At 55.6% G+C, this 24240-nt stretch carries 25 protein-coding genes; 7 read left to right on the top strand and 18 right to left on the bottom strand.

Annotated features, from left to right (window positions below; all coding sequences use genetic code 11):
• Positions 1-6: 6 nt before the first annotated feature.
• The 4 genes from EKA13_RS10140 to EKA13_RS10125 all read right to left on the bottom strand — a co-directional run bounded on the left by EKA13_RS10140 (position 7) and on the right by EKA13_RS10125 (position 4145).
• Complete coding sequence (locus EKA13_RS10140; RefSeq protein WP_065759254.1) at positions 7-939, bottom strand: D-2-hydroxyacid dehydrogenase; 933 nt, start codon at positions 937-939, stop codon at positions 7-9.
• Between the two features lie 81 nt (positions 940-1020).
• Positions 1021-1314 carry a YcgL domain-containing protein gene (locus tag EKA13_RS10135; RefSeq protein ID WP_065759253.1) on the bottom strand — a complete coding sequence of 98 codons (294 nt, stop codon included), beginning with the start codon at positions 1312-1314 and terminating at the stop codon, positions 1021-1023.
• A complete protein-coding gene (gene rnd / locus EKA13_RS10130) occupies positions 1311-2444 on the bottom strand; it encodes a ribonuclease D (protein WP_065759252.1) in 1134 nt (377 codons plus the stop codon). Before rnd ends, EKA13_RS10135 begins: the two co-directional genes overlap by 4 nt.
• 69 nt (positions 2445-2513) lie before the next feature.
• Positions 2514-4145, bottom strand: coding sequence for a phosphoethanolamine transferase (locus tag EKA13_RS10125; RefSeq protein WP_065759251.1), 1632 nt, complete (start codon positions 4143-4145; stop codon positions 2514-2516).
• Between the two features lie 288 nt (positions 4146-4433).
• Here EKA13_RS10125 and EKA13_RS10120 point away from each other — a divergent pair, with 288 nt between their 5' ends.
• Positions 4434-4673: an HP1242/YdcH family protein gene (locus EKA13_RS10120; RefSeq protein ID WP_065759250.1), complete on the top strand. Its 240-nt coding sequence runs from the start codon at positions 4434-4436 to the stop codon at positions 4671-4673.
• A gap of 178 nt (positions 4674-4851) precedes the next feature.
• On the opposite strand, the gene ydiJ is transcribed toward EKA13_RS10120, so the two are convergent.
• A complete protein-coding gene (gene ydiJ / locus EKA13_RS10115; RefSeq protein ID WP_065759249.1) occupies positions 4852-7869 on the bottom strand; it encodes a D-2-hydroxyglutarate dehydrogenase YdiJ in 3018 nt (1005 codons plus the stop codon).
• 151 nt (positions 7870-8020) lie between these two features.
• Between ydiJ and EKA13_RS10110 the strand changes: the two genes are divergently transcribed.
• The 3 genes from EKA13_RS10110 to EKA13_RS10100 all read left to right on the top strand — a co-directional run bounded on the left by EKA13_RS10110 (position 8021) and on the right by EKA13_RS10100 (position 12164).
• Entirely contained in the window at positions 8021-8920 is a 900-nt protein-coding gene (locus EKA13_RS10110) for a LysR substrate-binding domain-containing protein (RefSeq protein ID WP_065759248.1), read from the top strand.
• 284 nt (positions 8921-9204) lie between these two features.
• Entirely contained in the window at positions 9205-10431 is a 1227-nt protein-coding gene (locus EKA13_RS10105) for a DUF3422 domain-containing protein (RefSeq protein ID WP_065759247.1), read from the top strand.
• Positions 10432-10661: 230 nt separating this feature from the next.
• Positions 10662-12164, top strand: a complete 1503-nt coding sequence (locus tag EKA13_RS10100; RefSeq protein WP_065759246.1) for a tyrosine-type recombinase/integrase — start codon at positions 10662-10664, stop codon at positions 12162-12164.
• A 120-nt stretch (positions 12165-12284) separates the two neighbouring features.
• Here the strand turns inward: EKA13_RS10100 and EKA13_RS10095 are convergent, their stop codons facing one another.
• Both EKA13_RS10095 and EKA13_RS10090 read right to left on the bottom strand, forming a co-directional pair.
• Positions 12285-12902: a recombinase family protein gene (locus EKA13_RS10095; RefSeq protein ID WP_065759245.1), complete on the bottom strand. Its 618-nt coding sequence runs from the start codon at positions 12900-12902 to the stop codon at positions 12285-12287.
• Between the two features lie 287 nt (positions 12903-13189).
• Positions 13190-13447, bottom strand: a complete 258-nt coding sequence (locus EKA13_RS10090) for a helix-turn-helix domain-containing protein (RefSeq protein ID WP_083199779.1) — start codon at positions 13445-13447, stop codon at positions 13190-13192.
• A 102-nt stretch (positions 13448-13549) separates the two neighbouring features.
• Here EKA13_RS10090 and EKA13_RS10085 point away from each other — a divergent pair, with 102 nt between their 5' ends.
• Both EKA13_RS10085 and EKA13_RS10080 read left to right on the top strand, forming a co-directional pair.
• Positions 13550-13768 (top strand): hypothetical protein, encoded by a 219-nt coding sequence (locus EKA13_RS10085; protein WP_125862923.1) that lies wholly within the window; start codon positions 13550-13552, stop codon positions 13766-13768.
• Positions 13769-13803: 35 nt separating this feature from the next.
• On the top strand, positions 13804-14634 hold the full coding sequence (locus EKA13_RS10080) for a TonB family protein (protein ID WP_065759243.1): 831 nt from the start codon (positions 13804-13806) through the stop codon (positions 14632-14634).
• 103 nt (positions 14635-14737) lie between these two features.
• Here the strand turns inward: EKA13_RS10080 and EKA13_RS10075 are convergent, their stop codons facing one another.
• From EKA13_RS10075 to EKA13_RS10065, 3 genes are all read right to left on the bottom strand, one after another.
• On the bottom strand, positions 14738-15562 hold the full coding sequence (locus EKA13_RS10075) for a YagK/YfjJ domain-containing protein (RefSeq protein ID WP_100250131.1): 825 nt from the start codon (positions 15560-15562) through the stop codon (positions 14738-14740).
• A 258-nt stretch (positions 15563-15820) separates the two neighbouring features.
• Entirely contained in the window at positions 15821-16954 is a 1134-nt protein-coding gene (locus tag EKA13_RS10070) for an HAD family hydrolase (RefSeq protein ID WP_065759241.1), read from the bottom strand.
• 16 nt (positions 16955-16970) lie between these two features.
• Positions 16971-18053 carry a DNA-processing protein DprA gene (locus EKA13_RS10065; protein ID WP_176717417.1) on the bottom strand — a complete coding sequence of 361 codons (1083 nt, stop codon included), beginning with the start codon at positions 18051-18053 and terminating at the stop codon, positions 16971-16973.
• A gap of 501 nt (positions 18054-18554) precedes the next feature.
• Between EKA13_RS10065 and EKA13_RS10060 the strand changes: the two genes are divergently transcribed.
• Positions 18555-18791, top strand: a complete 237-nt coding sequence (locus EKA13_RS10060; protein ID WP_065759239.1) for a hypothetical protein — start codon at positions 18555-18557, stop codon at positions 18789-18791.
• Between the two features lie 205 nt (positions 18792-18996).
• On the opposite strand, the gene EKA13_RS10055 is transcribed toward EKA13_RS10060, so the two are convergent.
• The 8 genes from EKA13_RS10055 to EKA13_RS10020 all read right to left on the bottom strand — a co-directional run bounded on the left by EKA13_RS10055 (position 18997) and on the right by EKA13_RS10020 (position 24240).
• Positions 18997-19200: a hypothetical protein gene (locus EKA13_RS10055; RefSeq protein ID WP_065759238.1), complete on the bottom strand. Its 204-nt coding sequence runs from the start codon at positions 19198-19200 to the stop codon at positions 18997-18999.
• 13 nt (positions 19201-19213) lie between these two features.
• Positions 19214-19690 carry a DUF2514 family protein gene (locus EKA13_RS10050; RefSeq protein WP_342671848.1) on the bottom strand — a complete coding sequence of 159 codons (477 nt, stop codon included), beginning with the start codon at positions 19688-19690 and terminating at the stop codon, positions 19214-19216.
• 26 nt (positions 19691-19716) lie between these two features.
• A complete protein-coding gene (locus tag EKA13_RS10045; RefSeq protein WP_065759236.1) occupies positions 19717-20211 on the bottom strand; it encodes a glycoside hydrolase family 24 protein in 495 nt (164 codons plus the stop codon).
• 73 nt (positions 20212-20284) lie between these two features.
• On the bottom strand, positions 20285-20839 hold the full coding sequence (locus tag EKA13_RS10040) for a phage tail assembly chaperone (RefSeq protein WP_083199777.1): 555 nt from the start codon (positions 20837-20839) through the stop codon (positions 20285-20287).
• A gap of 8 nt (positions 20840-20847) precedes the next feature.
• Complete coding sequence (locus tag EKA13_RS28820; RefSeq protein ID WP_065759235.1) at positions 20848-22218, bottom strand: tail fiber protein; 1371 nt, start codon at positions 22216-22218, stop codon at positions 20848-20850.
• Positions 22219-22821: a YmfQ family protein gene (locus EKA13_RS10030; RefSeq protein ID WP_065759234.1), complete on the bottom strand. Its 603-nt coding sequence runs from the start codon at positions 22819-22821 to the stop codon at positions 22219-22221.
• Positions 22812-23849 (bottom strand): baseplate J/gp47 family protein, encoded by a 1038-nt coding sequence (locus tag EKA13_RS10025; RefSeq protein WP_065759233.1) that lies wholly within the window; start codon positions 23847-23849, stop codon positions 22812-22814. The genes EKA13_RS10030 and EKA13_RS10025 overlap by 10 nt, the downstream gene beginning before the upstream one ends.
• The gene (locus EKA13_RS10020; protein WP_065759232.1) at positions 23839-24240 is read right to left on the bottom strand and encodes a phage GP46 family protein; all 402 of its coding nucleotides are present in this window, start codon (positions 24238-24240) and stop codon (positions 23839-23841) included. The genes EKA13_RS10025 and EKA13_RS10020 overlap by 11 nt, the downstream gene beginning before the upstream one ends.

Genomic DNA, 24240 nt, shown 5'->3' with positions numbered 1-24240 from the left:
GATCCATCAGTAGCCGCGGTTGAAATCCACTTCGCCGCGCAGCGCTTCACCGGCTCGATAAGCCTTCAGGTTCTCAACGAACAACTGCACCATCGCCTCTGGCGAGGTCGGTGCCGAACTGTGTCCCGTCAGCAACAACCCCAGGGCTGTCCAGAACGGGTGGCGCTGCGGCAGAGGCTCCTGGCGACAAACGTCGATGACCGCGCCCGCCAAATGCCCCTTCTCCAACGCCTTGACCAGATCGGCATCCACCACGGCCACACCACGCCCGGCATTGATGAACAATGCATACGGATTGAACCGGGCAAACAATGCTGCGTTGTAGAGATCATGGGTAGCCGGCGTATCTGGCAACAGGTTGATCACATAGTCAGCCTCGCCAACCAGCCGGCCGAGGTCATTCAATCCCGCCACCTCGATAAACGGTGCCTGCTCACGCGCCTGGCTGGCAACGCCATACAGCTTGACGCCAAAGGGCAACAGAAACTCCGCAACCCGCTGACCAATGTCGCCGGTGCCGACAATCAATACGCGCCGACCTTCCAGCGTACGTCCGGGGCGACCATCCCATTTACGTTCTACCTGGCTGACCAGCCGGGCCAGCACCTCACGTTCATGGACCAGCATGTAGGTCAGCACATACTCAGCCATGACCTGGCCAAAAATCCCTACCGCCCGCGTCAGGCGGTAATGGCGAGGCAGTTCATTGGCGAGCAGTGGTGTAATACCCGCCCAGGTCGACTGCAGCCATTGAGGCTGGTGCCCTTGGCGCAACAGGCTCGCCAACAGATCAGGTTGCCCTAGCCACACGGGGCAATCTGCAGCCTGACGCGCCAGCTCGGCGGAGTCACCACTGGTCAGAACCTCCAGGTCCGGAGCCCTCTCACGCAACAGACGAGCGTAAAGGGCATGATCCTGTTCGGCGATCAGAACACGCATGTTTTATACAACCTTGCAGAAGCGCTGAATGCGGCCAAACACGATGGCATGGCCGCACTCAGGGGATGTTCAGGGCAGCAATCAGACGGGGTCGTTGCGACGCAGCAACTCTTCGGGCAAGTGCTCGATGTACTCATCTTCTGCGGGCGGCATCTGCAGGTGATAGCCCTGCTGATCGAGGTTTTCCAGCACCTTGGCGATGTCCTCACGGGCCAGCTTGCGCTCGGGTGTCAGCACCAGGTCGAAGGCATGCAAAGGGGTTCCAAAAAACGGCAGCAAGCCTTCAGGCACACGCTCCAGGCCATCAGCCTTGAGTACGTAGAGGTACATTTCGTTCTTGCGTGGGCTTTTGTAGATCGAACAGATTCGTTTCATCGTTGTTCTCCGGCACCGGCGAGGCAGTCAAGCAGCGCCTGGCCCATCCGCTCGCGGCGCCAGCCGCGCAGGGAGTCGGGCAGTTGATAGGGGCCATTGGGAAAACCGCTCTTGAGCAGGGCTTCCAGGGTTTTCTTGCGCAGCATCAGCTCTGGGGCAATACCCAGGCGCTCGGCTTCAGCCTGACCGATGGCACGTAGTTGCTTGAGCACCCCCGAGGCTTCGATTGGCAACGGCTCAGGCAAGGCCGGTGGCCATTCGGCGGGCGCAATGCTTGCGGCCTGTTTGATCAGAGCGAGCAGGAACTCACCATCCTGGCGAATGGTACGGGGGTGCATATCCTCGATTTTCGCCAACGCCGAGAGGTTGTCGGGCTGGGTCCGGGCAAGCGGCCACAAGGATGGCTCACGCAGAATCCGGTTGCGTGGCAGATCACGCGCGCGCGCCTCTCGCTCACGCCAGGCACACAGCTCACGCATGACGGCCAGTTGCTGGCGAGACAGCTTCCAGGCCAGCTTGGCTTCGCGGTACAACTCGTACGGGTCGGTTTCGCGGCGCATCTGCGCAACCAGCTCCGCACCATCGTCCAGTACCCAGGCGTACTTGTCATCCGACAACCGCGGACGCAGGCGCTCGTAAAGCTCAGCGAGGTGCACGGCATCTTCGGCCGCATAGCTGACCTGGGTTTCCGACAACGGACGCTGCAACCAGTCAGAGCGGGTTTCACCCTTGGGCAGGTCAATGCCCAACACCTCCTGAACCAGCCGCGAGTAGCCCATGGAGAACCCCAGGTTGAGGTATCCCGCGGCCAACTGCGTGTCGAACAAGGGCGCAGGCAAGCTACCGGTCAAGCGCATCAACACTTCAAGGTCTTCGCTGCAGGCATGCAGCACCTTGGTCACCTGCTGATCTTCAAGCAGGCGCGCCAGCGGCTGCCAGTCACCAATCTGTAGGGGATCGATCAAGAAAGCCCGTGCCCCATCACCAACCTGGATCAAACCGGCTTTGGGATAAAAGGTATCAACCCGCATAAACTCGGTATCGAGCGCCACGAAGGGCAGTTGCTGCCACTGCAGGCAGTGCTCGGCCAGGCTGCGGTCGTCGCAAATCCAGTGAATATCGATGGCCACAAGGCTCTCCCACAAACAATGGCCCGCAGTATATACAACGCGGGCCACCGTCGGGAAACGGTACGACCGTCAGCGGCTCGTCACCTGGCGGCAACCGGCAAACAGATCAAGATCAGGCTTGTACACGCCACTTTGAACCTGCAGCAAACCAAGCATCGAATGGAACAGGTTGTCCTGGCTCAGCGGCTGGCTGCTGCTCTTGGCAAGGCAGGCCGTATCGACAGCAAAACTGTGCTGATAACCCTCGGAGAACCACGCCAGCATCGGCACATGTTTCTGTTGCTCCGGTGCCAGCATATAGGGGGTGCCATGCAGGAACAGGTTGTATTCACCCAGCGATTCACCATGATCGGACAGGTAAATCATTGCGGTATCCACTTTGTCTGACTTGCTGCGCAGGATATCGATCAGCGATGCCAGGACATGGTCGGTATAGACCAACGTGTTGTCATAGGCATTGGTGATGCTTTCACGGCTACAGGTGTTCAGTGCGTTGCTCTGGCACACAGGCGTAAACCGCTCATAGGCTTTCGGATAACGCTTGTAGTATTCAGGCCCGTGGCTGCCCATCTGGTGCAGCACCAGTACGGTGTCCTGCTGCAGATTGTCGAGGGAAGCCTCCAACCCCTTGAGCAGGATCTCGTCATGGCACTCGCTGTCGGCGCACAACGCCGGGTCCTGAAGGTTGCTGACATCCTCGAACACCACCCGATCACAGGTACCTTTGCACCCAGACTGGTTGTCACGCCAGCGCACGACAAGCCCGGCACGCTGAAGCACATCCAGCAGCCCTTCACGGCGCTTGGCCTCACTGGCCGAGTAATCCTTGCGGGTCATTCCCGAGAACATGCAAGGCACCGACACCGCAGTCTCGGTACCACACGAGGTTACATTATTGAATGCAATCAGGCCGGCCTCACGGCTCAACTGCGGGGTGGTATCACGCCCATAACCCAGCAGGCCAAAGTCTTCCGCACGAGCGCTTTCGCCAACAACCAGTACGGTCAACGACTTGCGTGGATGCTGCTGCCAGGACGATGCCAGGTGCGCATCTTCACCATACTTCTGGAAGGGCTTGACCGCAGAACCTGCGCGCTCACTCAGCAAACCGAACGACGCCCCCACATAGTTGCTGGGCACGATCATCAGACGCAGTTCATGGTGATTGCGAAACAGCGAAGAAAGGCCCTGATAATTGAGCAACGCAACACCGCCCAGCGCCGCAACACAGCCCACGCTGACGACCAGCTTGCTGAGCAGTTCACGGTGCCAGGCACGGTACTGAATCGGGGTCTTGATCAGCAGGAATGACGGCACACCGCCCAACAGCAAGACGTATGCAAGCCACTTCAGAGACAGCAGGTCACGTACTTCTGTCGCATTGGTCTCAACAGCATTGCGCAACATGCCCACGTCGATCAGCACACCGTACTGATTCATGAAGTACGCAACGCTGGCACTGATCATGAACAGCGCAATCAGTACAGGCTTCAGCACAGCTTTGAAGGCCAGAAACGTCAGGATCAGATTGAAGGCGCACAGCAGCATCAATGCGAAGGCCATGCGCAGCAGCATGCCTTGCCCGTCGCCCTGAATGATCGTGAACAGGTGCTGCCAAAGCGTGAAGTTGAATCCGAACAGCAGATACAAACTAGCGATCAGTGTGACCCATTCTGGACGCAGCGGCTTTACCTTGAACATGAGACTTCGCTTGAAAAGTAATTCGAGAGAGTGCGCGTTGGCACGGCTTTAAAACTGCCGAAACTCTAGGCGCCGCCTCATAAAACTTTCGTGAAAAAGATGGCAACAAAGGGTTTGATGCCTTTTTGCCAGCCAGCCTCATACACGCTGCACTTCCTGCCAGGACAAGGCATTGCAGCGCATCAGGATTGAGAAATACGGCTACAGACCAGCCCTGCCACAGAACCTGGCAAAGACGGCTATCCTCATAACTCAAGCCCTTACTCAGTAGCCCGCAGAGGTGGAGACATGCCGGTTAAGCACGATTTGCTCGCAGACCTTAATCTGACCAAGGAAGCGTTCGATGCCCTCAGGAAAACCGACCCACAACTCGACCGACTGCATGAAAGGTACAATGCCAAGGATGCCGAAGTCGTCGTGGCAGAGGGCAATGGCGCCTCGGATGACCGGGTCACCCAGCTTCGCAAGGAGCGACTGAAACTCAAGGATGACATTGTTGCTCACGTGCAAAAAGGCAAACCCAACTGAGTACGCAGGAGGGAAAGCCATTGTTCAACGTCGACTGACACCCGCTCTCTGATGGAGCGGCTTGAGGTGAGTCGCTCCCGATACGATTGAGGTCGCCATGCTGGCGACCTCAATAGACATTCTTCTGCAGCCCCTCCTGATGCAGGGTGGAGCAACAAGAGGGGCTCTCTACTCGCTCTTAACGACAGAGGTGCTGCAACACCACCTCCAGAGGATGCCGTAACGTGCGGTCGGCCATGCGTTTGACCTGGCTGCGGCAGGAGTAGCCTGTTGCCAACGCCTCACCCTGCTTGTCCAGTTTACCGGCCCAGGACTGCTCAAAGATCGTCCGCGAGGTTTCCTGGTTACGAGCTTCGTGGCCGTACGTACCCGACATGCCGCAGCAGCCGGTCGCCTCGGTGACCAGTTTCAGCCCCAGACGAGCAAATACCTGCTCCCACTGCCGGGTACTGGCCGGAACGTTGGTCTTCTCGGTGCAGTGAGCCAGCAAGCGGAAGGTCTCCGGGTTGGAAACGGCCCGCTCAGGTAGCGCGTCAATCAACCATTCCTGTGGCAGCGCAACCTTCGGGCACTCACTCAAGCCCGGGACCTTCTGATATTCCTGCCGGTAGACCAGCGTCATGGCCGGGTCCAGGCCGATCAAAGGCACACCGCAATCGGCCAGAACCTTGAGTTGGCTGGCATTGCGAATCGCCGCCTTGGCGAACGCGCCGAGAAAACCCTGAACGTGCAATGGCTTGCCATTGGCACTGTAGGGCGCCAGGAATACCCGATAGCCCAACCGATAAGCCAACTCAATGAAAGACGCCAGCAACGGTGTTTCAAAGTAACGGGTGAAGGCATCCTGCACCAGCACGATACTGCGCTCGCGCTGCGCCGGCGTCAGTTCGCGCAGCGCCGGAACACTGGCCGGCCGGACATTGCAACGGGTCAGCGTCGCCTGCAGGTTGTAGCGACTGATCAGCGGGCTGTCGAGCATGCCGACATGACGCTCCAGCAGTCGGCTGACCCATTGCGAACCCATCACCCAGTTGTACAGCCCTGGCGCATAGGCCATGTACGGGATCGTGAACTCCAGCGAACCAATCAGGTAATCGCGCAGTGGCCGCTGATAGCGACCATGGTAGAGCTCGAGGAAGCGCGAGCGAAACTCCGGCACATTGACCTTGATCGGGCACTGCCCCGCGCAGGACTTGCACGCCAGGCAGCCGGCCATGGCGTCGTAGACCTCATGAGAGAAGTCCGCCTCACCCCGCTGGCGCGCCCGGTTGTTGCGCAGCCGGGCGGGCAACGTCTTGAGCCAGGAAGTTTTCTTTTTCGCTGCCGCCAGCACATCGATGTTGGCCGCACCCTGCAGGCGCAACCACTCACGAATCAGCGAAGCACGGCCTTTAGGTGAATGCTGACGCTCGCGGGTAGCTTTCCAGGACGGGCACATGGCGTCGTTGGGGTCAAAGTTGTAGCAGGCGCCATTGCCGTTGCAATGCATGGCGCTGTCGAAGCTCTGCCAGACCCGCTCGTCAATCTGCCGGTCCAGGTCACCGCGCAGTGTCACCTCGTCAACCTTGAGCAGGCTCTCGCTGCTGTCCGGCGTACAGATCTTGCCGGGGTTGAGTTGGTTGTACGGGTCAAATGCGCCCTTGAGCGCCTGAAGCGCCGGGTATAGCTCGCCAAAAAAGCTCGGTACGTACTCCGAGCGCAAGCCCTTGCCGTGCTCACCCCAGAGCAGGCCACCATAACGCTGGGTCAGCGCCGCCACGGCATCGGAAATCGGCTTGACCAGTGCCGCCTGGGCAGGGTCTTTCATGTCCAGCGCCGGTCGAACGTGCAGCACGCCAGCATCGACATGCCCGAACATGCCATAGGCAAGGCCATAGCTGTCCAGCAAGGCGCGGAACTCGGCGATGTAATCGGCCAACTGCTCAGGCGGCACGGCGGTGTCTTCGACAAACGGCTGCGGGCGCACTTCACCTTCAACGTTGCCAAGCAAACCCACCGAGCGCTTGCGCATGGTATAGACACGGGTCACCGCCTCGGCACCTTCGGCCAGGGTATGGCCCAAACGCTCGATACTGGTGTCAGCCTGCAGGTGTTTGACGAACGCCTGCACCCTGGCGTTCACTTCGCCCGGTTCATCACCACTGAACTCCACCAGGTTGATCCCCAGTGTCGGGCGCTCTGGGTCGGCAGGAAAGTACTCGGCAACGCTGTGCCAGACGATATCCTTCATGGCCAACAGCAACACCTTCGAGTCAACCGTCTCGATGGACAACGGCTTGTGGCTCAGCAACGCGTTTGCATCGCGCAAGGCGTCCATGAAGCTGCTGTAACGCACGTTGACCAGCACCGAATACTTGGGAATCGGCAACACGTTCAACTTGGCCTCTACCACGTAGCCCAAGGAACCTTCGGCGCCGCAGAGCACGCTGTTGAGGTTGAAGCGTCCCTGCTCGTCGCGCAGGTGTGCCAGGTCGTAGCCTGTCAGGCAACGGTTGAGCTTGGGGAAGGTCGACTCGATCAATTCAGCCTGGGTTTCATGGATCTGTCGGGCCATACGGTAAACCTCACCGCTGCGCCCGGCCTGTGCGCAGGCCTGATCCAACGCCTCATCATCGATGGGCCCGGTGTGCAATAGCTCGCCACCCAACAGCACGCTATGCAGCTCAAGTACGTGATCGCGAGTCTTGCCGTAGGTGCAACTGCCCTGCCCACTGGCATCCGTATTGATCATGCCGCCCACTGTGGCACGGTTGGAGGTGGACAGCTCTGGCGCAAAAAACAGCCCATGGGGCTTGAGGGCGGCGTTGAGCTGGTCCTTGACCACCCCCGCCTGAACCCGCACCCAGCGTTGCTCGACATTGATTTCGAGAATGTTGTTCATGTGCCGCGACAAGTCGACAACAATGCCATCGGTCAACGACTGGCCGTTGGTACCGGTGCCGCCGCCACGTGGCGTCAGCTTGACCTGCCGAAAGCGCGGCTCGGCCATCAACGCAGCGACACGCGCCACGTCCTCGGCATCCTGCGGGAATACCGCCGCCTGAGGTAAGCGCTGATAGATCGAGTTGTCGGTTGCCAGTACCGTACGGGTGGCGTAGTCGGCACTGATCTGGCCACGGAAGCCGGCAGCGCGCAACGCATCAAGGAAATCGGCATACAGGGTGGCCGGCGTGACACCAGTCAATCGGGCGATCATTGGGGATGGCCTCATTTATATCGGTTTAATCATGAATACCTGCTAAAACGGTATGGCTGGCACACCATCAGGTAGGGGATGATGACCATGATCCCGGAGCTTCAAGCCAGACACAAACGGATACTCACGCAGCCTTCGATGACTTTTACGAATGAATTACCGCAACCTCACCCCATCCATGTCCCTGCTGCTGGCCTTTGAGGCCGCTGCCCGCCACGAGAGCTACACCCGCGCAGCCGCAGAACTGTCGCTGACACAGAGCGCCGTCAGCCGCCAGGTCCAGATCCTGGAACGCCAATTGGGGGTGACACTGTTCCGTCGTGAAGGCCGCGCCGTCCAGCTTACCGATGTCGGACGTCTGTACCAGCGAGAAATCAGCGAAGCACTGGGCCGTGTGCGCAGCGCCACCCTGCACGCGATTGCCCATCAAGCCGGCGGCGGCAGCCTGCGCCTAGCGACCCTGCCAACCTTTGGCTCCAAATGGCTGCTTCCGCGCCTGCATGAGTTCTACCGCAGCCACCCCGAGGTACTGGTGCATATCAATTCGCGGATCGAACCCATCGACTTTGCGACCAGCGGCATCGACGCTGCCATCGTAGTCGCGGCCAGCGACCTGCCGGGGCTGATCTGCCACCGTTTGCATGCCGAAGAACTGATGGTGATCCTTTCGCCAACCCTGGCCGCCACACGGCCCTGCTGGACACCCGAAGACATCAGCAAACAGGTGCTGCTCAGCGTCGCAAACAACCTCAACGCCTGGGGCGAGTGGTTCATCCACCATGGCCTGACGCATCAGGCCATGCGCCTGGGGCCGAGCTTCGAACTGACCTCGCACCTTATCCAGGCCGTGCGCGCCGACATCGGTATCGGCCTGGTACCCAGGATCCTGATTACCGACGAACTGGCCCGTGGCGAGCTGAGCAGCCCGGCACTGCCCTACGCCAGCTCGCGCAGCTATTACCTGGTGTACCCGCCGCGCAACAAGGCCCTGCCCGCGCTACAGGCGTTCAGGGACTGGCTGCTGGATAACGCCGACATGCAGCTTCAATAGATCGCGGTCAACCCGTCACCCAGGCCATTGTCAGCTCCAGTTCTGGAAACTCATCGCCCGCAACGGGTGACTCGGGCGCACATCAGCCTGTCCCAAGAACAGCAGCAGATTGATGCGCTGAAAAGCAGCCACGCATCAATCCTCAGCCCGATCATTGCTAACGAGCGATGACGCCAAGGGCGTGAGGTGCAGGTGAGTGAGCAGAACCTGACACAAGCACTGACCACCTTCGTCATCGGCATCATCGAAAGCGCCAAGAACAATTCCAAGATGGCTTGAACGACATGCACCCGCAAAGAAAGACCCTGCACAATGAGTTGCACGCCCGTCCGTCGCTGTATTTCGACGAGCCCGCGAACGTCTACCACCTGGCATTCCTCACCCACGAGGTGCCGTGCGACACCCTCCTGAGCAGCTTCTGCCGCGACCCCATCGATCCCGACACTGTTCAGGGCATCACCCAGCTAGAAGGTCACGCATTGAAATGGGAGCGGCACGCCGAGTTTCTGACCCTGACAGTGGTGGTGACCTCGTCCGACCCCGAACCTGGCTGGAACCCGCCGCCAAAGGCCCTCATGGACCGGGTTGCGCCTTACTTGCAGCAAATGATCAACGCCGTACAAATTGTGGTACGCGCCGATACGTCCTTTAACGGTGACCTTTCCAGCTTCGGTTTCAAAGACCCCTGCGGCTCTTGCATAGGTGGCGGCGATGCGGTGGTGTGGAGCGACTTCCGCTTGAGCGAAGATGGCACCAATCGCTTTCTGTTCGTGAACAAACGCCTGAATGCGTACCGTCAAGGGCGCATGATCCGGCGCCTGCTGGAAATCGAGACCTACCGCATGATGGCCTCGCTTTCACTCACCACCGCGAAAAACCTGAGTACTCAACTCAATACCTTCGACAGAACGCTGGTCAACCTCTCAGAGCGCAACGCCGGCGCCGAGACCGGCGATGCCAAGGCGCTGTTGGCCGACATCGCCAACCTGTCGGCACAAGTGGTCAGCAGTACCGCGAAAACCCGGCACCGCTTCAGCGCCACACAAGCCTATGCCCAACTGGTATTTGAGCGCTTGAGCGAACTACGGGAAAGCCATGTCGGAGACTGCCAGCGGCTCGGTATCTTCATCGAAAGACGATTCAAGCCCACCGTCAGGTACTGCGCCGTCACCGAACAACGCCTGGATCAACTGGCCAAAAGCGTCGCCAACCTCGGCGACCTGCTGCAGGCGCGCGTACAAGTCGAAATGGAAGAGCAGAACGCAGAAATCCTCAAGAGCTTGAGCAATCGCGCGGATACCCAAATAAAGATCCAGCGCGCGGTAGAAGGCCTGTCGATCATCGCCATCACCTACTACCTACTGAGTCTGCTCAAGCTGCTCTACTCGGGCGCACACACCCTGGGGCTGGAGATGTCCCCGAAAGAAGCCATGCTGACCATGAGCCCACTGGCCATCAGCATTCTCCTGCTCATCCTGATCCGGATAAAAAGAGCGAAGAGCGAGCATTGAAACCGCAGAAGGCCGTTGCACCGCAGCGGCCTGAAAAAACGACACCCAAAAGCACGAAACCCCTGAAAGCGTTAAAGCTTTCAGGGGTTTCGTGTACTTCATGTATGGCGGAGAGATAGGGACCCTCAGCCAAGTGAAACCCACCCCAACAAACCTATAGAAAATAGGTCTCACAGCTACAAAGTAGTACAAATGAGTAGTACAATTCAGCTTTCAATTTCGGCGGCACTATGGCGGATTTCATCTTCAGAAAGCGGGGCGAATCGACTTGGTATGTACGCCTGGCCGTTCCCGTGGATGTTCAAAAGCCCATTGGGAAAAAGGTTTTCGTACAGTCATTGAAGACTGCGTCACGCACTGAGGCAGTGCATGCCAGTCACGCACATCTAGCCCTTTGGCGACACCAAATCCAACGCGCCCGTAAGGCGCAGGAAGCACCTGAAGGGTGGCAGGAAGCTATCGTTGCTGCGACGACCGAAATTGATACGCTAACCCAGAGGCAGAAGCGTGCAGCGATTGGCGAGACTGTGCCCCCTGTTGCAGTCTCCGATGCAGACGTTCAGGCATTCAAACAAGCCAACCCTGACTTGGTGGCCCGGCTTGAAGGATGGGAGAGCATGCAGGCTGACAATGACATTGCGAGTGATCTGCACTTACAAGATGCATTGAACGCCGGTTTCAAAGTGATGCTTGAACGTGCATTCAGCAAAAAGCACAGCCTGACCATGGATCAACAGCAGGAACTGATATCACTGATTGACTCGCCAGCGAGTTACCGGAAAAAATCTCCACTGACGAAAGCTAGGCTGAATTCGTTTCGGGCTTATAGGCTCGGCAAGAACATCGCCCTGAAAACCGTTGATCAGCAAGAGTCGAAACTACAAAAACTGTCGGATTACCTTACAAGCAATCAAGCCCCTCTGGACACCGATACGGTAGCGTCCTGGTTGAGCTCGCTTGATTTGGCAAGCAAAACCCTGACACAGTACCTATTAGCGGGAAGTGTATTTTGGAAATGGGCTAATCGTTACGACGAACCTTGGCGAGCCGATTATAAAGATAGGGTAAACCCTTTCGAAAACCATGATCTTCCCAGGGTGCGCGGCAAGGCCAAGGCTGCCAGCAAACGGAAAGATTTCAGCGTTGATGACTTGGGAATGCTACACGAAGCTGCCACAAAACGTGGACTGCACGTTCTAGCAGACCTAATCCTTTTAGGGGTATATACAGGGGCTCGCATAGAAGAATTATGTAAATTGACCACAGAGAACGTTATAAACGTCGAGGGTGTTCAATGCTTTGATATACCTGACAGCAAAACGTTTGCCGGCATTCGATATGTCCCAATACATCCCGCGCTCAAACCAATCGTGAAGCGATTGCAGAGGGATTCAGTTGACGGTTTCTTGATAAATTCTAAGAGCCGTAACAAGTACAAGAATAGGTCTGATCCATTTTCAAAAGCATTCGGTCGGCTCAAGACAGCCCATGGGTTTGGCAAACAGCATGTCTTTCACAGCATCCGGGGGACTGTGGTCACACAACTACTGAGGGCTAATGTCCCTGGCACATTGATCGCAGAAATCGTCGGCCACGAGACGGGCACAGTGACGTTTGATGTTTACAGTCAAGGTGCAAGTCCACAACAGAAATTTAAAGCAATTTCCAAGCTACCACGACTGAAACCGCCCCACAACGCCAGCGCGACAAATCCACAAGGACTAACTGACTAATCATTGAAGTCGGCAATACACGCCATCCCAACAAGAGAACCGGGTACATGTACCCACTAGTCTCTACCAGTGATATATGGAACCTTTGAAATTCTACCCTCCCCCGGCCATAGGGGGGGGTTAGCTCCCCCGCTTGATTCGATAAACCGTTGCAACGCCTACATCAGCCAGCTTGGCTATATCCGCCGCAGACATTGTTGGATGCCTAGACATGAGCATCTGAACCTTTGTCCATTTTTCGACATTCTTCCCCTTACCCTTCGGTGTCCAGCTTGGGTCCGTAAGGCGTTTGTTTTCCAAACCTTGTTTAATTCGTTCGACACGCTTTTCTTGATCAAGACGAGCCATCGTCGCCATGAGGTCCAACAGCATGCTGTTGATTACCTCCATGATCTGACCTGTCATCCCCTTGTCTTCAATCAGCATGTGAGTTGTTGGTAAATCTGCAATCACCAATCGCAACCCCTTGGCTTTGATCTTGACCTTCAGCGCTTCCCAATCCGACTGAGACAGACGACTGAGACGGTCAACGCTTTCACAAACGATGCATTCACCAGCCTGAGCCTTATCCAGCAACCGCATCAGTTCAGGACGATCTAACGTTGTCCCACTGACGTTCTCGGAATATACGCCAGCAACAGTAAGGCCTTTCTCAGCCACGAATGCTTCTAGGCTAGCTCTGGCCCTCAATGCATCCTGGTCTTTGGTGCTGGCTCGAAGGTAAAGATGTGATTTCAATTTTATTATCCTTTATGGTTGAGTTTGATAGACCTATGATAATTCGATCATATAGCTATCTGCAATAGGCTTTCGATAGGTCGAAACGAGAGGGTGCCGGACTACTAGAAAAGTAGACCTATGTGATAATCAGAGTGACAGCCTTCGGATCGGTCATGACGATGTATGGCGTTGCGTGCTTTGCGGAGACGAGATCGCGAGGGCGGAGACACAAACTCGCAGACGACAAATGTTCAATTGCAGGACGGGACGCGCGTCAGCCACTGGTCTTCTTGGAGAGACTTAAGCTATTTCTGAGTGGCGACAGAAACTGGAGTCGATTGAGCCATCAGCAGTTCCACCTCACTGATAAATGAGGCCGGGGTACAGTTCAGGGCGCGTGCCAGCTTGAACAGCACTGCTACCGTAGGCTGGTGTACTCCACGCTCGATCAGGCTGACGTAATTCCTCTGAATGTCAGCTTCGTATGACAGTTGTTCTTGGGTAAGCCCTGCTGCCTTGCGTTTCTGACGTAGAACTGTCCCAAAGGCTAGGCCAATTTCCACCTTTCTGACTCCGACTGAAAAGTCAGTCAATGTCAGCGATGGATGCTAGATCGTCTTCACAGTATACTGGTAATTTCTTGCCTGATTCCGTGGAGACGTACGTTGAAGACCTACATGGCTCTGTTTCTAGCTTCTTCCAGCTTACCGCTTGCTGCAATTGGCGGAATTTTTGCTTTCCAGTTTGGCATGGTGTGGAACGTTCGGCAGGCGCTTGCAGTTGGTGTCCTGATTTGCTCTGTGGTTTGGTTGATAGCCTTTGTGGTTTTTTTGTTGGGAATGCCGAAAACCCTAAAACGTCTTCGTACACAAGCTGCTGTCTGAATTTAAATGTTGATTTGTTGAGCTAGGGAAATCTCATGAAAGTTAGGGTACTGGTGTTGTGCGCCTTGTTCTCGGGTGTAGCGTACGGTGAGGGCTTTACACCTGGGGATGTATCTGTTTTCAATGATAGACTACAGGAAATGATAAACACCACAGGCTGGAATTTCAAAACCGCCATTAACACAAGGACGATTGTTGATGACTGGAGAAATAACCAAGCAGGTGCTCGGTTGGCGTATGATTCTCCCCGTGTTTACTATGGTCGAGTTGATAAGGTTCTAGCTGATAACATGGGGGTGTATCTTGTTGTTGATCAAGGCACAAGTTACGCAGTAACCATGATTTTAGACCGTTTTCAGCCCTGGCCTTGGAAGCAAGTTGGTTACAATATAGAAATTGCCGGAATGCAAAGTAGCCTTCAGTTCGCAGCGCATGTCAAACCGGGCTCTACTATGTACTTCCAATGCAGGCGAGTAGAGTTCGGCCTGGGTGTATATGCGAACAATTGTCTGGCATTTCCACAACTCGCTGCAATGATCGGCGCAGAACCTAAAACACCAAAGACTGCGGATATGCCTGGTGATTTTGAGCAGCTAATCAAAATGCAAGCTGCCGAAGGTTGGGTTCGCCCGGCATCCGCTCGTAAAGACATGTCGGTTAGACTACAAATCTCAATAAGGGATGACGGTAAAATCACATCGGTTGTCGTTTCAAAAACCAGCGGCGACCAAGCTTATGATCAATCCGCCGTTAATGCAGTTGAAAATATCGGAACATTGCCAGAACTGCAGGACTTGAGTAGTGATGCACGCGCTCGATATGCCTCATTCAGCATGGATTTTACAACATCTGATTTGACACTGTAACTATCACCACACTAACCCATCGAAGATATTTTTAGGAGCCCCCTGTTAGCCCCTATAAGGCCGTTACAGGGGGATTCACATCTAGCCGCTGGGTATGCCTTGGTTAGTCGATAAAACTGCTCAAATCACCTCTCCGGACGCTTGCGTGACGTTCAATTATGCACACTCGGCGAGGGTCAGATTTAACAAGTGTTTTTCGCTTCAATCGTGACAAGGCATAGTTTTTAGCTGTGAGGCCTGAACCAAACTGTTTATCTCGCTTCTTTGCAAGATAACTAAGGCGTTTCACACAACTATGAATCTGAGACACATTCGACCTATTAACAGTATGGGATCCAGCAATTTGTATATGACCGCCCACAATGCGTTCCCAGCAATCTTTAACAAGACCCCATATGCCGGTATAGACCCCACCATAAAAACCACCCAGGCGTAGATACAGAGCCTCAAAACCCATAAAGAAATGGTAGTGCCCGCGCTTCTCTTTACTACCAACTTCGTAGGCCCACCCAGAAATCAGTTTGTCGTGCCCCAACCATTCCTTGGTACGCAGTTTCGATTTAAGCATCTTGGTGAAATTAGACATCAGATCATTTTCTAGCTTACGATCAATTTTCCAGCCCTTCGGAAAATGGCAGTCGATTCGGATGACGGTAACCCTAGAATACCAACTGAGCAAAGCCTCGACTTGGTCAATGATTCGCCCCATTATGTCTGTGACAATACCCCTTTTACGGTGTTTACATGCGTTTATCGGATATCCTCTGTACGCATCAGAATAAGTTACAGTAATCGTCAATCGTTTAAATTCAAAACGTGAATCCTCGCTTTTCGTTATTTTAAAGAATGAAACACCACCCAAGACCACCAATACCCAAACGTCTAACCCGCCCCTATCGCCCACACAGAAAGGAGGACCGGACAGCATCCATACTTAGATAGTAATTATATACAGGACGAAAATCCAGCAAGGCTCACGGCTTGCCAGGTCTACGCTCGATTATCTGATGGAGAAAACAGGGGTAGCGATGTGAAAAAATTTAGCACATTTTCTCCACAAACTAAACATTCGAGCCCCCTTAATTAAAGCCCACCTGAAAATGATACAAACCGATTACCGCTATACGAACCTACGGCATCAATCAAAGAGCTCAGGTTTGATAGAATCAATACCGGGAGCGCTGCACTAAGAAATTATCGCCTGCAGCACTGCCTGAGCATTCGGGTCATTAGTTTCACGAAAACCTTCCCTCGAAACTATTTGATAACCACCACGAGAAACCACCTCGAATGGACTAGTCGCAATACTGATGGTCGCATGCTCTAGTCGATTCCCGAATTTACCCAATGCTATACCGACTACTTTTTTAACACCGGCAGCGTACAAGAACGCAGCGGCAACAGCAAAAGAAACACCATACGTAGTGCAATCATCCACAACAATAACATTGCGTCCCTTGAGTTGCGATTTGTAAGCTGGATTAAGGTGCAATGTTTCGATTTGGTTGCTGGGATCGGTACGATCCCCAACATTCGAAGTAGAACGCTTCACGGAATGCGTATGGCGGATAAACAGGGGTTCGCCACGTTTAGCAAAATGAACACTGGAAGCCGCTGTACGAAGCCGCTGTACGAAATCACTTAGAACTTCCGTATCATCATTAGAACTCGCAGAAGATGGAAACACACCCCAAAATAACTTTCCATCAAGAACATTATCCATTTTCAGAGATCGACAAGCGATAGCGAGCAGAGCAGTTAATCTCGCACCACCGCTCTTAGCAGTATTGGTGACCTTCCGTGCAAAAGCGGCCTGATCATCACTTACATAACGATTACTGGAAAGATCAACCAAAGCCCGCACGTCGTAAGCACTACCCTCACCCTTGTACCACCATTGACTAGTCCAACCCCGTGTAACATCAATAACTTCACGCAATTGGTCTATGGTATCAACTTTAATACCGAGGCCTGCAACACGCTTATCAGTAGACCATGCCCCTTCGATTAGAATAGCCCCTCCAGTCTTGGCCATCTGCATATCAACCTCATTGACAGCAAGAACCATGACGTCATGCGGATTAATTTTGAGCGACTGCGCTATTTCCCGAACCGGATTTCCTGTCTGACGTGCCTTAGCATGCACATAAACAATATGAAGACCATTCAAAATCTTAACTAGACCATCTGGCACCCCCTGATTTGTAACAACATACACAGGGGTCCCCTGAGCTCTAATGCCCCCCAGCGTATCTAGGGCCTTTTGGGAAAAGTTTCCGCGTTCATACAAGGCTGCGGGAGAAACAATCAGAGCGAGCATATCTTGTCATCCTTGATCAAATTAGTGGGAGCTGGCCAGACTTCTCGACTTCTGTCTGATCATCTACTTCACCTGGTTTCTCAACCACAGTTACATCCGCGCTAGAGGAGACCTCATATTCAACCAGCACATGTTCTGGTGCGGGAACATCCGCTGGCTCGGAGATAGAGCTCTCCGACAACGTCCCAATTATGTGACACATCACATCAGATTGATTTGGAAGAACAAACAAAGCACCGTGACATTCATCAATGATGAATGCAGACTCAGGCGTACGATTATCCTGATACGGCAGTGAAACGCTGAAGACACGCTTCCCATATGCCTTGGCGTAACGGACAGTGTGTGCCGTACCGCTCTTTATCTTCCACTCGACAGGAATCAGGACATCGGACAAAGCAGCCTGAATTCGATTACGACGAACAAAATTTTCCGCACTATGACTTTGATACGGAAGATACTCAGTGACAACCGTACCGCCGTTACTCAGAATTGTGCTACGTAGTGCTTGAGAATTCTTGGGGTAATTTTCCAATATACCCGTGCCAAGCACAGCAATCGTTGGAATTCTACTATTCAAGGACTCCACATGGGCAGCCTGATCAATCCCCAGGGCTAAACCACTTACGGTAGATATCTCAATGCCGTACAAAGACGCCACTGCCATCCGAGTTAGAAAAATACCCTGCGGCGTTGGTTCACGGGTCCCTACAATACCTACGGTTGGCCCATATAAGTTATCAATTTTCCCCTGTACAAACAGCCAAGCGGGTGGGTCATTGATCTCACGTAGCCTTACCGGAAAATCTGGCTCATCCCTAAAAACAAGCATCGCATTGATAGATGCAAGCTGACGAGCAAGAGACAGGCCCGATGCCCACACGTTGTTGAGCGCATCGTTGAAGCTAGGAACCAACGAGTCAGGGGAGATGGACGAAACTGATTTCTCGAAGCCGTATCGGACAGGATCACGCAGAACGTCTTTGAAGCTGAGACCCGCATCAGACCATTTCCGCAACGTCCAATAGCCTATCCCCTTCAACTGACACAGTGCGAGAAACGCAACCTTTTCAGATCGCCAGTAATCCTTCTCATCCATGGGTGGGCATGCCTTCAGTGCTGATGCCAACCTGATTCCTAGGTTAGCCGGACGTTTGCGCAAACATATGAACCATACCATACCGCTATGCACCGACGCTGCAGAGGCGGCACATGAGGCCCAGCAACATCTTGCCATATACCAACAGAATGCCCAACAAGGGTCCTGCACGAGTGGTACAAATGAGTAGTACAACGGAAAAGAAAAAGCCCTCGCAACTCATTGAGTTACAAGGGCTTTTCATATATGGCGGAGAGATAGGGATTTGAACCCTAGGTACTGTTGCCAGTACAACGGATTTCGAATCCGTTTTCTATCCTATATTTTTTTGGACTCCCTTTTAAAAACTCAATAAATTCAATGAGTTCAACGCACCATAACGCAACAGCATTCCACACCATTCGGGGGATCTATTCCCCCAAAATTCCCCCAAATTTGCTGATAGGCTTGCAGCAGTACGCCAACGCGGGCGAGCCACGATTATGATTTGGAACCTGATCAATGAAGATCACTGATGAGATGCGCGAGCAATACCAAGAGGCATTAGCCAAGATCTCGGACTACCCAGATATTGAAGCCCTGATCGCCAACGGCGATTTGCGCAAGGTACGCGGTGGGTATAACGCCCTGACCGGCACAGGTTACGAGGCGATCAAACATCACTTGGCTTCAGTCATGGCGCCCCATGACAAAACGAAGCCAGCAGTCTTTAAGCTTCATAGACGCCGTAAGTCTTAACCAGAAATCAGCGGCACGCTTTTGTTGCGGCCTCAAGCTCCTTCTCGTACCCGATCCGCTGCCTGCATTCTAAGCACATGCTGATTTTTCAGACCTCGAATGTAGGTGGAAGCCGCCATTTTTCCTAAATCGGATTTTCACCTCAATTTTGTTCTCTTTGAGGTGAGGCTACCAGTTCGGCATCCTGCCGACCACACACACCACCTCAGTGCAACGTACTCCCTAATCCACCCAGTACCCGCTGCTGATACTCAATCACGGCCTGCATCAGCGACTCGGCCTCTAGGTTAAGGCGCTCAACCTCTTCCGGGGAGAGAACGCCTTTGGCTTCGTTGTATCGGCGTACTGCATCCATTGCCTGCAGCCATAACGGCTCACCGGCTTTCATCTTCTCTTCCAGGTCGTCCATGACTGCGCCTCGATCATTCGATCAGAGCAGTATAGGCCTTCTCACACGTCACTCCCCTGCTCCGGCTTTGATCAGCATACTCCGCCAGGTCTCCCGCTCTTTCATCAGCACGTTTGAACACGTCGGCAAGCACCATGACGGCACGGGTTGCTGCTTGGCTTGCGGCGGTAGTGCAGGAATGGCTGCTGGCTTTACTTGCGGTACCGCTGGCGAGTCGATCTGCTTCGTCCCGCAGGCTGGCAGCAGTAGCGCGAGCAGCGGCAGCATCAGCACTTGCTTGGTCGATAAGCGTCTGTCCATCTTGGATCACCTTGTTGATTGCTTGTTGGCGGGCCTGTTCTTTTTCACGATCAGCGGCTTCGGCAAGGGCCCAGGCCTGCTTGTCACCAGCATCCCGATCCGACCAACGTACCTGCCACTCAGCATCCATGGTCGAGCGGCCATGCTGGTAGGTTGACCAGAAGGCCAGGCCAACCAGTGCCAGCAGCACCAACGCGCCAAGCGCTCTCGACCAGGTCATGCCAGCCTCCCGCCAGCGGCAATGTAGTGGGCGATCAGGTCTTCAAGCTTTCGCTCATGCTGTTTGTAGCCAGCGCCTGGCAGGCTGGCCCAAATGTTCCGGCACTTTGAAATCGCGACCTCGATGCGGCCGGCATGTACGTCCGCCAGCGCCCCGCGCTCCTTGATCAGTTGCAAGGCCAGCTTGTCTTGGCTGATGGGACCGAAGTCCGGGAGCTTGAGTAAATCTCGGTAGTGCAGCCAGTAGCGCTGAAGCTGCTGATAACGCCCTGCAGCGGTTGACTTCAGCCCTTTCGTGTTCACGGTCACCAGAACGCCAGGATGGTCGGCATAGCTGGTGAACGTGTTCGGGCTGTTGAGGCCGCCGACAATTACGTCGTAGCCATCGTTGCGGGTGTACTTGCTGGTCGAGGTACCCTCCGACCACGCCAGCATGTCAAGGAAGGCGAGCGCATTCTTGCTGCCCGCCAGGGAGTCGGAAATCTTGGCCATGGTTTTCTCCAAGCAACAAAAAACCCGCTCATGGCGGGCTACGAAAAAGAAAAAGCCCCGACAATGCGGGGCGTTATTGGGTCTTTTCTGCGAGCCAGGCCGGCGGCACAGGACGGTGTTCAGGCAATGGAAACTCTCCACCCTCTGGCCAGTCGCGTAGCGCTTGGCGATAGGCAATGACTTCGGCCCGGGCTGCATCTGTTAACGGATAGTCCGGCATAGCCAAGTAATCCGTATTAGCCAAACAGCTATCGCGCCATGCACGCTCAGCAACACGCTCAGCGAGTGACTGTGCATCGGAATCAAGCACCCAGCCTTCTGACGCCCAAACATGAAAAGGACTAGGGCGCGGCTCTGCAGTCAGATTGCCAGGCAAATCACCTAAGTCCTCGTGCTGCTGAGGATTGCCAGTAGTCGTGTCGTAAACCGTGCCGCGATAATCCGCAACAAGCTGCCACGCCGCACCATCCTCAGACCGCACCACTGCCTGTCCGGCAACAGACGCCGGTGGTGGATCAAGATAAGCGTGGGCTGGGATCAGCCAGTTTTCTGGCTCCAGCGGATCAGTATCGGCTAGGGACTGGCCAACATACTCACGGGTGAATGGGTGAGCACAGTAAATATTCATATAAGCCCTCAGTACTTAATACAGGCAAGCAGTGCCATGTTTCGTGGCCGGGTCTCTGTTCCACCAGTGCTGCCTGTCGAAATTGATGATGAACCTGATTGTTGTGGCTTTGCGTTAGATGAGCTTCCGGCGCTGTATACCCAGCCCGTATCAGCAGGGACGGTGTGAATGTGTGACTTAAGCTCATCAGCTTGGAGTGAACCCAGAGCTCGCCCGCTATCTACTCCACGGGAGTCATCCCAACCCCGGACAAATTCGCCTCGCAGGTCCGGCAATGCGAACGTTGTTACACCGTCTCCCGCACCGAATGTCGTGCCGATAGCGCTAAACAAACGAGAATAGGCCGTGCGGCTTACCAACGCGCCATTAGCCTTGAGCCATCCACCTGGCGCGGTGTTACGAGCGAAGTGAGTCACACAACCAGCAAACGCTGCGGAGAGCGCAACAGAAACACCCACAGGGGTTACCCACTTTGCATTATTGACCCCTCCCGCTGCGTCAACCTCCAGTGCCTTATCAGCGAATTTCACTGCATCGGTGATGCCATACTCAGCCAGGGTAGTGCCCTTGTTCGCCTTACCGGCCAGCAAATTGAGCATCGTGGTCGCAAAGTTAGGGTCATTGCCCAAAGCGGCTGCAAGCTCGCTGAGGACGTCCAATGACGACGGAGCAGAGCCCACCAAGGCAGCAATAGCCGCCTGCATGGCCGCATTACTTTCAGCCTTGGTAAAGGCATCGGTAATGCCAAACCCGGCCAAGGTAGTCGGGTTAGTGCCTCCCGTAACACGACCATCAGTACCCACCGTGACACTTTTATAGCTACCCGCAACTACGCCGGTCTTGCCAAAGACCTGCTCAAAGGTCAGCGCCGTGGCACCCAGCGTTGGCGGCGTAGCGTTGGACAGCCGCCAGACAGAACCGCCGTTGACCGTCCCGGCATCCACACCGACCAGCATGCCCGGCTTCACCTCGACGCTTTCGTCAGCATCGAGCGCACGCACCCATGCTCCAGCGGCCACGACGTAGATGCCATTCTGTGCACCGCTGGCCTGATTCTTCACCAGCACCCGGTCACCGGCCACCAGCACAATGGCGTCGATTGTCTGGACGCCACTCAGCGCAATAGCGCCCGTGGTCGCAACCCGGACAGAGTTTTTAATGCCCTGAGACACCAGCCCCTGAATGGCCTTGAGCAACTGGTTGGTCTGACCTTCGGCAGGCGCAAAGCCTGCCGCCTTGATCACGTTCAGCAGTTCCTGGGTGACCGCGTTCCCCCAGGCAGATGGGATCAGGGAACCCACCTGACCGGTTGCGGGGTTTTCGTCGGCAAACTGGCCATCCACCAGGCCGACATTGGGCACGCTCTTTGGGTAATCCATTCAGTCCTCACCATACTTAATAAATTCAACCGCATGCGCCGGCGCGCTACGGCGCAGTACGCACTCCAGGGCGCCGCTTGGGTTTCCGCCGAATTGCTCGCCGAAGTAGCTCACGCCAAACCGGCGACCAAGGCGGCGCCGAGGCCCGGTTTCAAGCGTCCACATGAATTGCGCGACCCACGTACCGAAGTACGCCGCGCCGAAGCGTGAGCGCCCGAAGCGTGGGGCTCGGTGCTCAATTACGCGGGCCTCGGGGTAGCCATGACTGATGGCCAGCTCAACGAAGTACGCCGGTGACTGGCCACCAACCTCGACCAGACGGCGGCGCACCGCCAACTGGCGGTCCTCAAACTTGGGCGAATCCCCCAAGCAGGGATCAGGCAGCCGCATAACCCGCTCCCAGTCGGGGACCAGTTCCCGAACGGTTTCGGGAAAGCTTTCCTCCAGCAGGTCGGCGGCGCGCAGATCCTCCCGGGCCAGCTCTTGGGCTGCGGCCTGCAGCAGCTGGTCCACTTCGGGGTTCAGCTCTTTGTCCCACGCTGGACCGGGCGGCAGCAGCGCCCGTAACTGCGCGTAGTAGTCGGAGGCGGTCCTTATCGCCACAGCACACCCCCATAGGTCAGCATCTCGTTGCGCGCCGCTACCACGTCGGCAGCCGGGCTGATCAACTGATGATCACGCTCGCCCAGCGCGCCACTGATGGCCTCGCCGATGTGCGTCCAAAGCAGACCGGCGCCAAGGTCCGACTCGCGGTTGTGCAGGTCGACCAGGGCGCTCTCCACCGCCCGGCGTATTACGCCGCTGTCGGGAACAATCTTCAGTTCGTACTGAACCGGCTTTTCCAGCGGCGGCAGTACGTAAAGCTCAGCGGTGACCGGGCGCTGTTTCTCGATGTACACCCGCACCTCTTCGCAGGCTGCTGCGCTGGGGATAGGGTCTAGATCGCCGTCACGGACGAAGAACAAACCAACCGTGCCCGGCCCCATCCAGTGCCGCACAAGCCAGGCGCGGGTAACGCCCGGGACTTCCAACGCCCAGGTCACATAGTCATCTTGGTTGCCGCCGTGAGGGATCACCTGATACGAGCGAATCACCCGGGCGCGTAACGCCTCAATGCTCTCTTGTTCGGTACCGCCCTGCAGACCAGGTGCATCAACGGTCACCGTGTCATTGACTCCCAGCACCGGGGAAATCAAGCGCAGGACCGTACCGGCTGGGGTATTACCCAACTGGCCGGCCTCCAAGGCTTCTAGCTTGATCGTGCCGCTCTGACCGGCCAAGACAACGCTGGCCGTCACCCGAAAGCGCACACCGTCATCGCGCTGAAGCAGCACACCCGCATCGAGCAGCGCCGAGGCAGCCCCGGTAAAGGTCGCGGCACCACTGGAAACCACCGCTTCCAAGCGGTCACGCTTGAGCCGTACCCTAGCCATTCGCCGCAAGGTGTCTTCATCCGCTGTGTCCGGCAGGATCTGCGCAGCGATGTATTCCTGATGGCCGTAGCGCCCGAAGGAAGCCGCCGCCTGCACCCGAGCCAGCACCTCGGCGTCGGATCGCAGCAGGGCCGAGCCGCCCAGGTCAGACTGTGCCCGGCTGATTAGCGCGGGCAAACTTGGGGTTTCAAACGGCATTGATCACCACCCATAAATTCTCAAATGGAACGTCGATGGTTCGGCCATCGCGCAAGGTCAACACCACCCGCATTGCCAGCCGGTCAACACCGAGTGTCGTCGTTACGCCCACGGCCGTAACGCGCCCGTCTTCCAGCATCCAGGCCAAGGCCTCGCGGGCGAAGGCTTGAGCATCCCGTTCGGTGTCCGCCGTCAGCGTCCGCCGGCGCAACAGCCACAGGCGTGAGCCAATACGGTCGTTGGCCTGCGTGGGGAAACTGTCGCCCCACCAGCCAAAGCGCTGGGCGTCATCGAGCGGGTCATCAGGGCTTGCACGGCGCCAGGTCAAAAGGCTGATAACTGCCGCCCGACGCCAAGCCCGGTCGGTGTCGTCGCTTTCAATCAGCGGCAT

It is taken from the genome of Pseudomonas defluvii, from assembly GCF_001695625.1.
Taxonomy (GTDB): domain Bacteria; phylum Pseudomonadota; class Gammaproteobacteria; order Pseudomonadales; family Pseudomonadaceae; genus Aquipseudomonas; species Aquipseudomonas defluvii.
Note: the sequence above shows the minus strand (reverse complement) of the source record. Positions and strands in the feature narration are given on the sequence as shown.

Excerpts from the sequence above, each read along its gene's own strand:
- EKA13_RS10140 (WP_065759254.1), bottom strand. The coding sequence starts at position 939 with ATGCGTGTTCTGATCGCCGAACAGGATCATGCCCTTTACGCTCGTCTG.
- EKA13_RS10135 (WP_065759253.1), bottom strand. The coding sequence starts at position 1,314 with ATGAAACGAATCTGTTCGATCTACAAAAGCCCACGCAAGAACGAAATG.
- EKA13_RS10125 (WP_065759251.1), bottom strand. The coding sequence starts at position 4,145 with ATGTTCAAGGTAAAGCCGCTGCGTCCAGAATGGGTCACACTGATCGCT.
- EKA13_RS10120 (WP_065759250.1), top strand. The coding sequence starts at position 4,434 with ATGCCGGTTAAGCACGATTTGCTCGCAGACCTTAATCTGACCAAGGAA.
- ydiJ (WP_065759249.1), bottom strand. The coding sequence starts at position 7,869 with ATGATCGCCCGATTGACTGGTGTCACGCCGGCCACCCTGTATGCCGAT.
- EKA13_RS10110 (WP_065759248.1), top strand. The coding sequence starts at position 8,021 with ATGAATTACCGCAACCTCACCCCATCCATGTCCCTGCTGCTGGCCTTT.
- EKA13_RS10105 (WP_065759247.1), top strand. The coding sequence starts at position 9,205 with ATGCACCCGCAAAGAAAGACCCTGCACAATGAGTTGCACGCCCGTCCG.
- EKA13_RS10100 (WP_065759246.1), top strand. The coding sequence starts at position 10,662 with ATGGCGGATTTCATCTTCAGAAAGCGGGGCGAATCGACTTGGTATGTA.
- EKA13_RS10080 (WP_065759243.1), top strand. The coding sequence starts at position 13,804 with ATGAAAGTTAGGGTACTGGTGTTGTGCGCCTTGTTCTCGGGTGTAGCG.
- EKA13_RS10075 (WP_100250131.1), bottom strand. The coding sequence starts at position 15,562 with ATGCTGTCCGGTCCTCCTTTCTGTGTGGGCGATAGGGGCGGGTTAGAC.
- EKA13_RS10070 (WP_065759241.1), bottom strand. The coding sequence starts at position 16,954 with ATGCTCGCTCTGATTGTTTCTCCCGCAGCCTTGTATGAACGCGGAAAC.
- EKA13_RS10065 (WP_176717417.1), bottom strand. The coding sequence starts at position 18,053 with ATGGATGAGAAGGATTACTGGCGATCTGAAAAGGTTGCGTTTCTCGCA.
- EKA13_RS10060 (WP_065759239.1), top strand. The coding sequence starts at position 18,555 with ATGAAGATCACTGATGAGATGCGCGAGCAATACCAAGAGGCATTAGCC.
- EKA13_RS10055 (WP_065759238.1), bottom strand. The coding sequence starts at position 19,200 with ATGGACGACCTGGAAGAGAAGATGAAAGCCGGTGAGCCGTTATGGCTG.
- EKA13_RS10045 (WP_065759236.1), bottom strand. The coding sequence starts at position 20,211 with ATGGCCAAGATTTCCGACTCCCTGGCGGGCAGCAAGAATGCGCTCGCC.
- EKA13_RS10040 (WP_083199777.1), bottom strand. The coding sequence starts at position 20,839 with ATGAATATTTACTGTGCTCACCCATTCACCCGTGAGTATGTTGGCCAG.
- EKA13_RS28820 (WP_065759235.1), bottom strand. The coding sequence starts at position 22,218 with ATGGATTACCCAAAGAGCGTGCCCAATGTCGGCCTGGTGGATGGCCAG.
- EKA13_RS10025 (WP_065759233.1), bottom strand. The coding sequence starts at position 23,849 with ATGCCGTTTGAAACCCCAAGTTTGCCCGCGCTAATCAGCCGGGCACAG.
- EKA13_RS10020 (WP_065759232.1), bottom strand. The coding sequence starts at position 24,240 with ATGCCGCTGATTGAAAGCGACGACACCGACCGGGCTTGGCGTCGGGCG.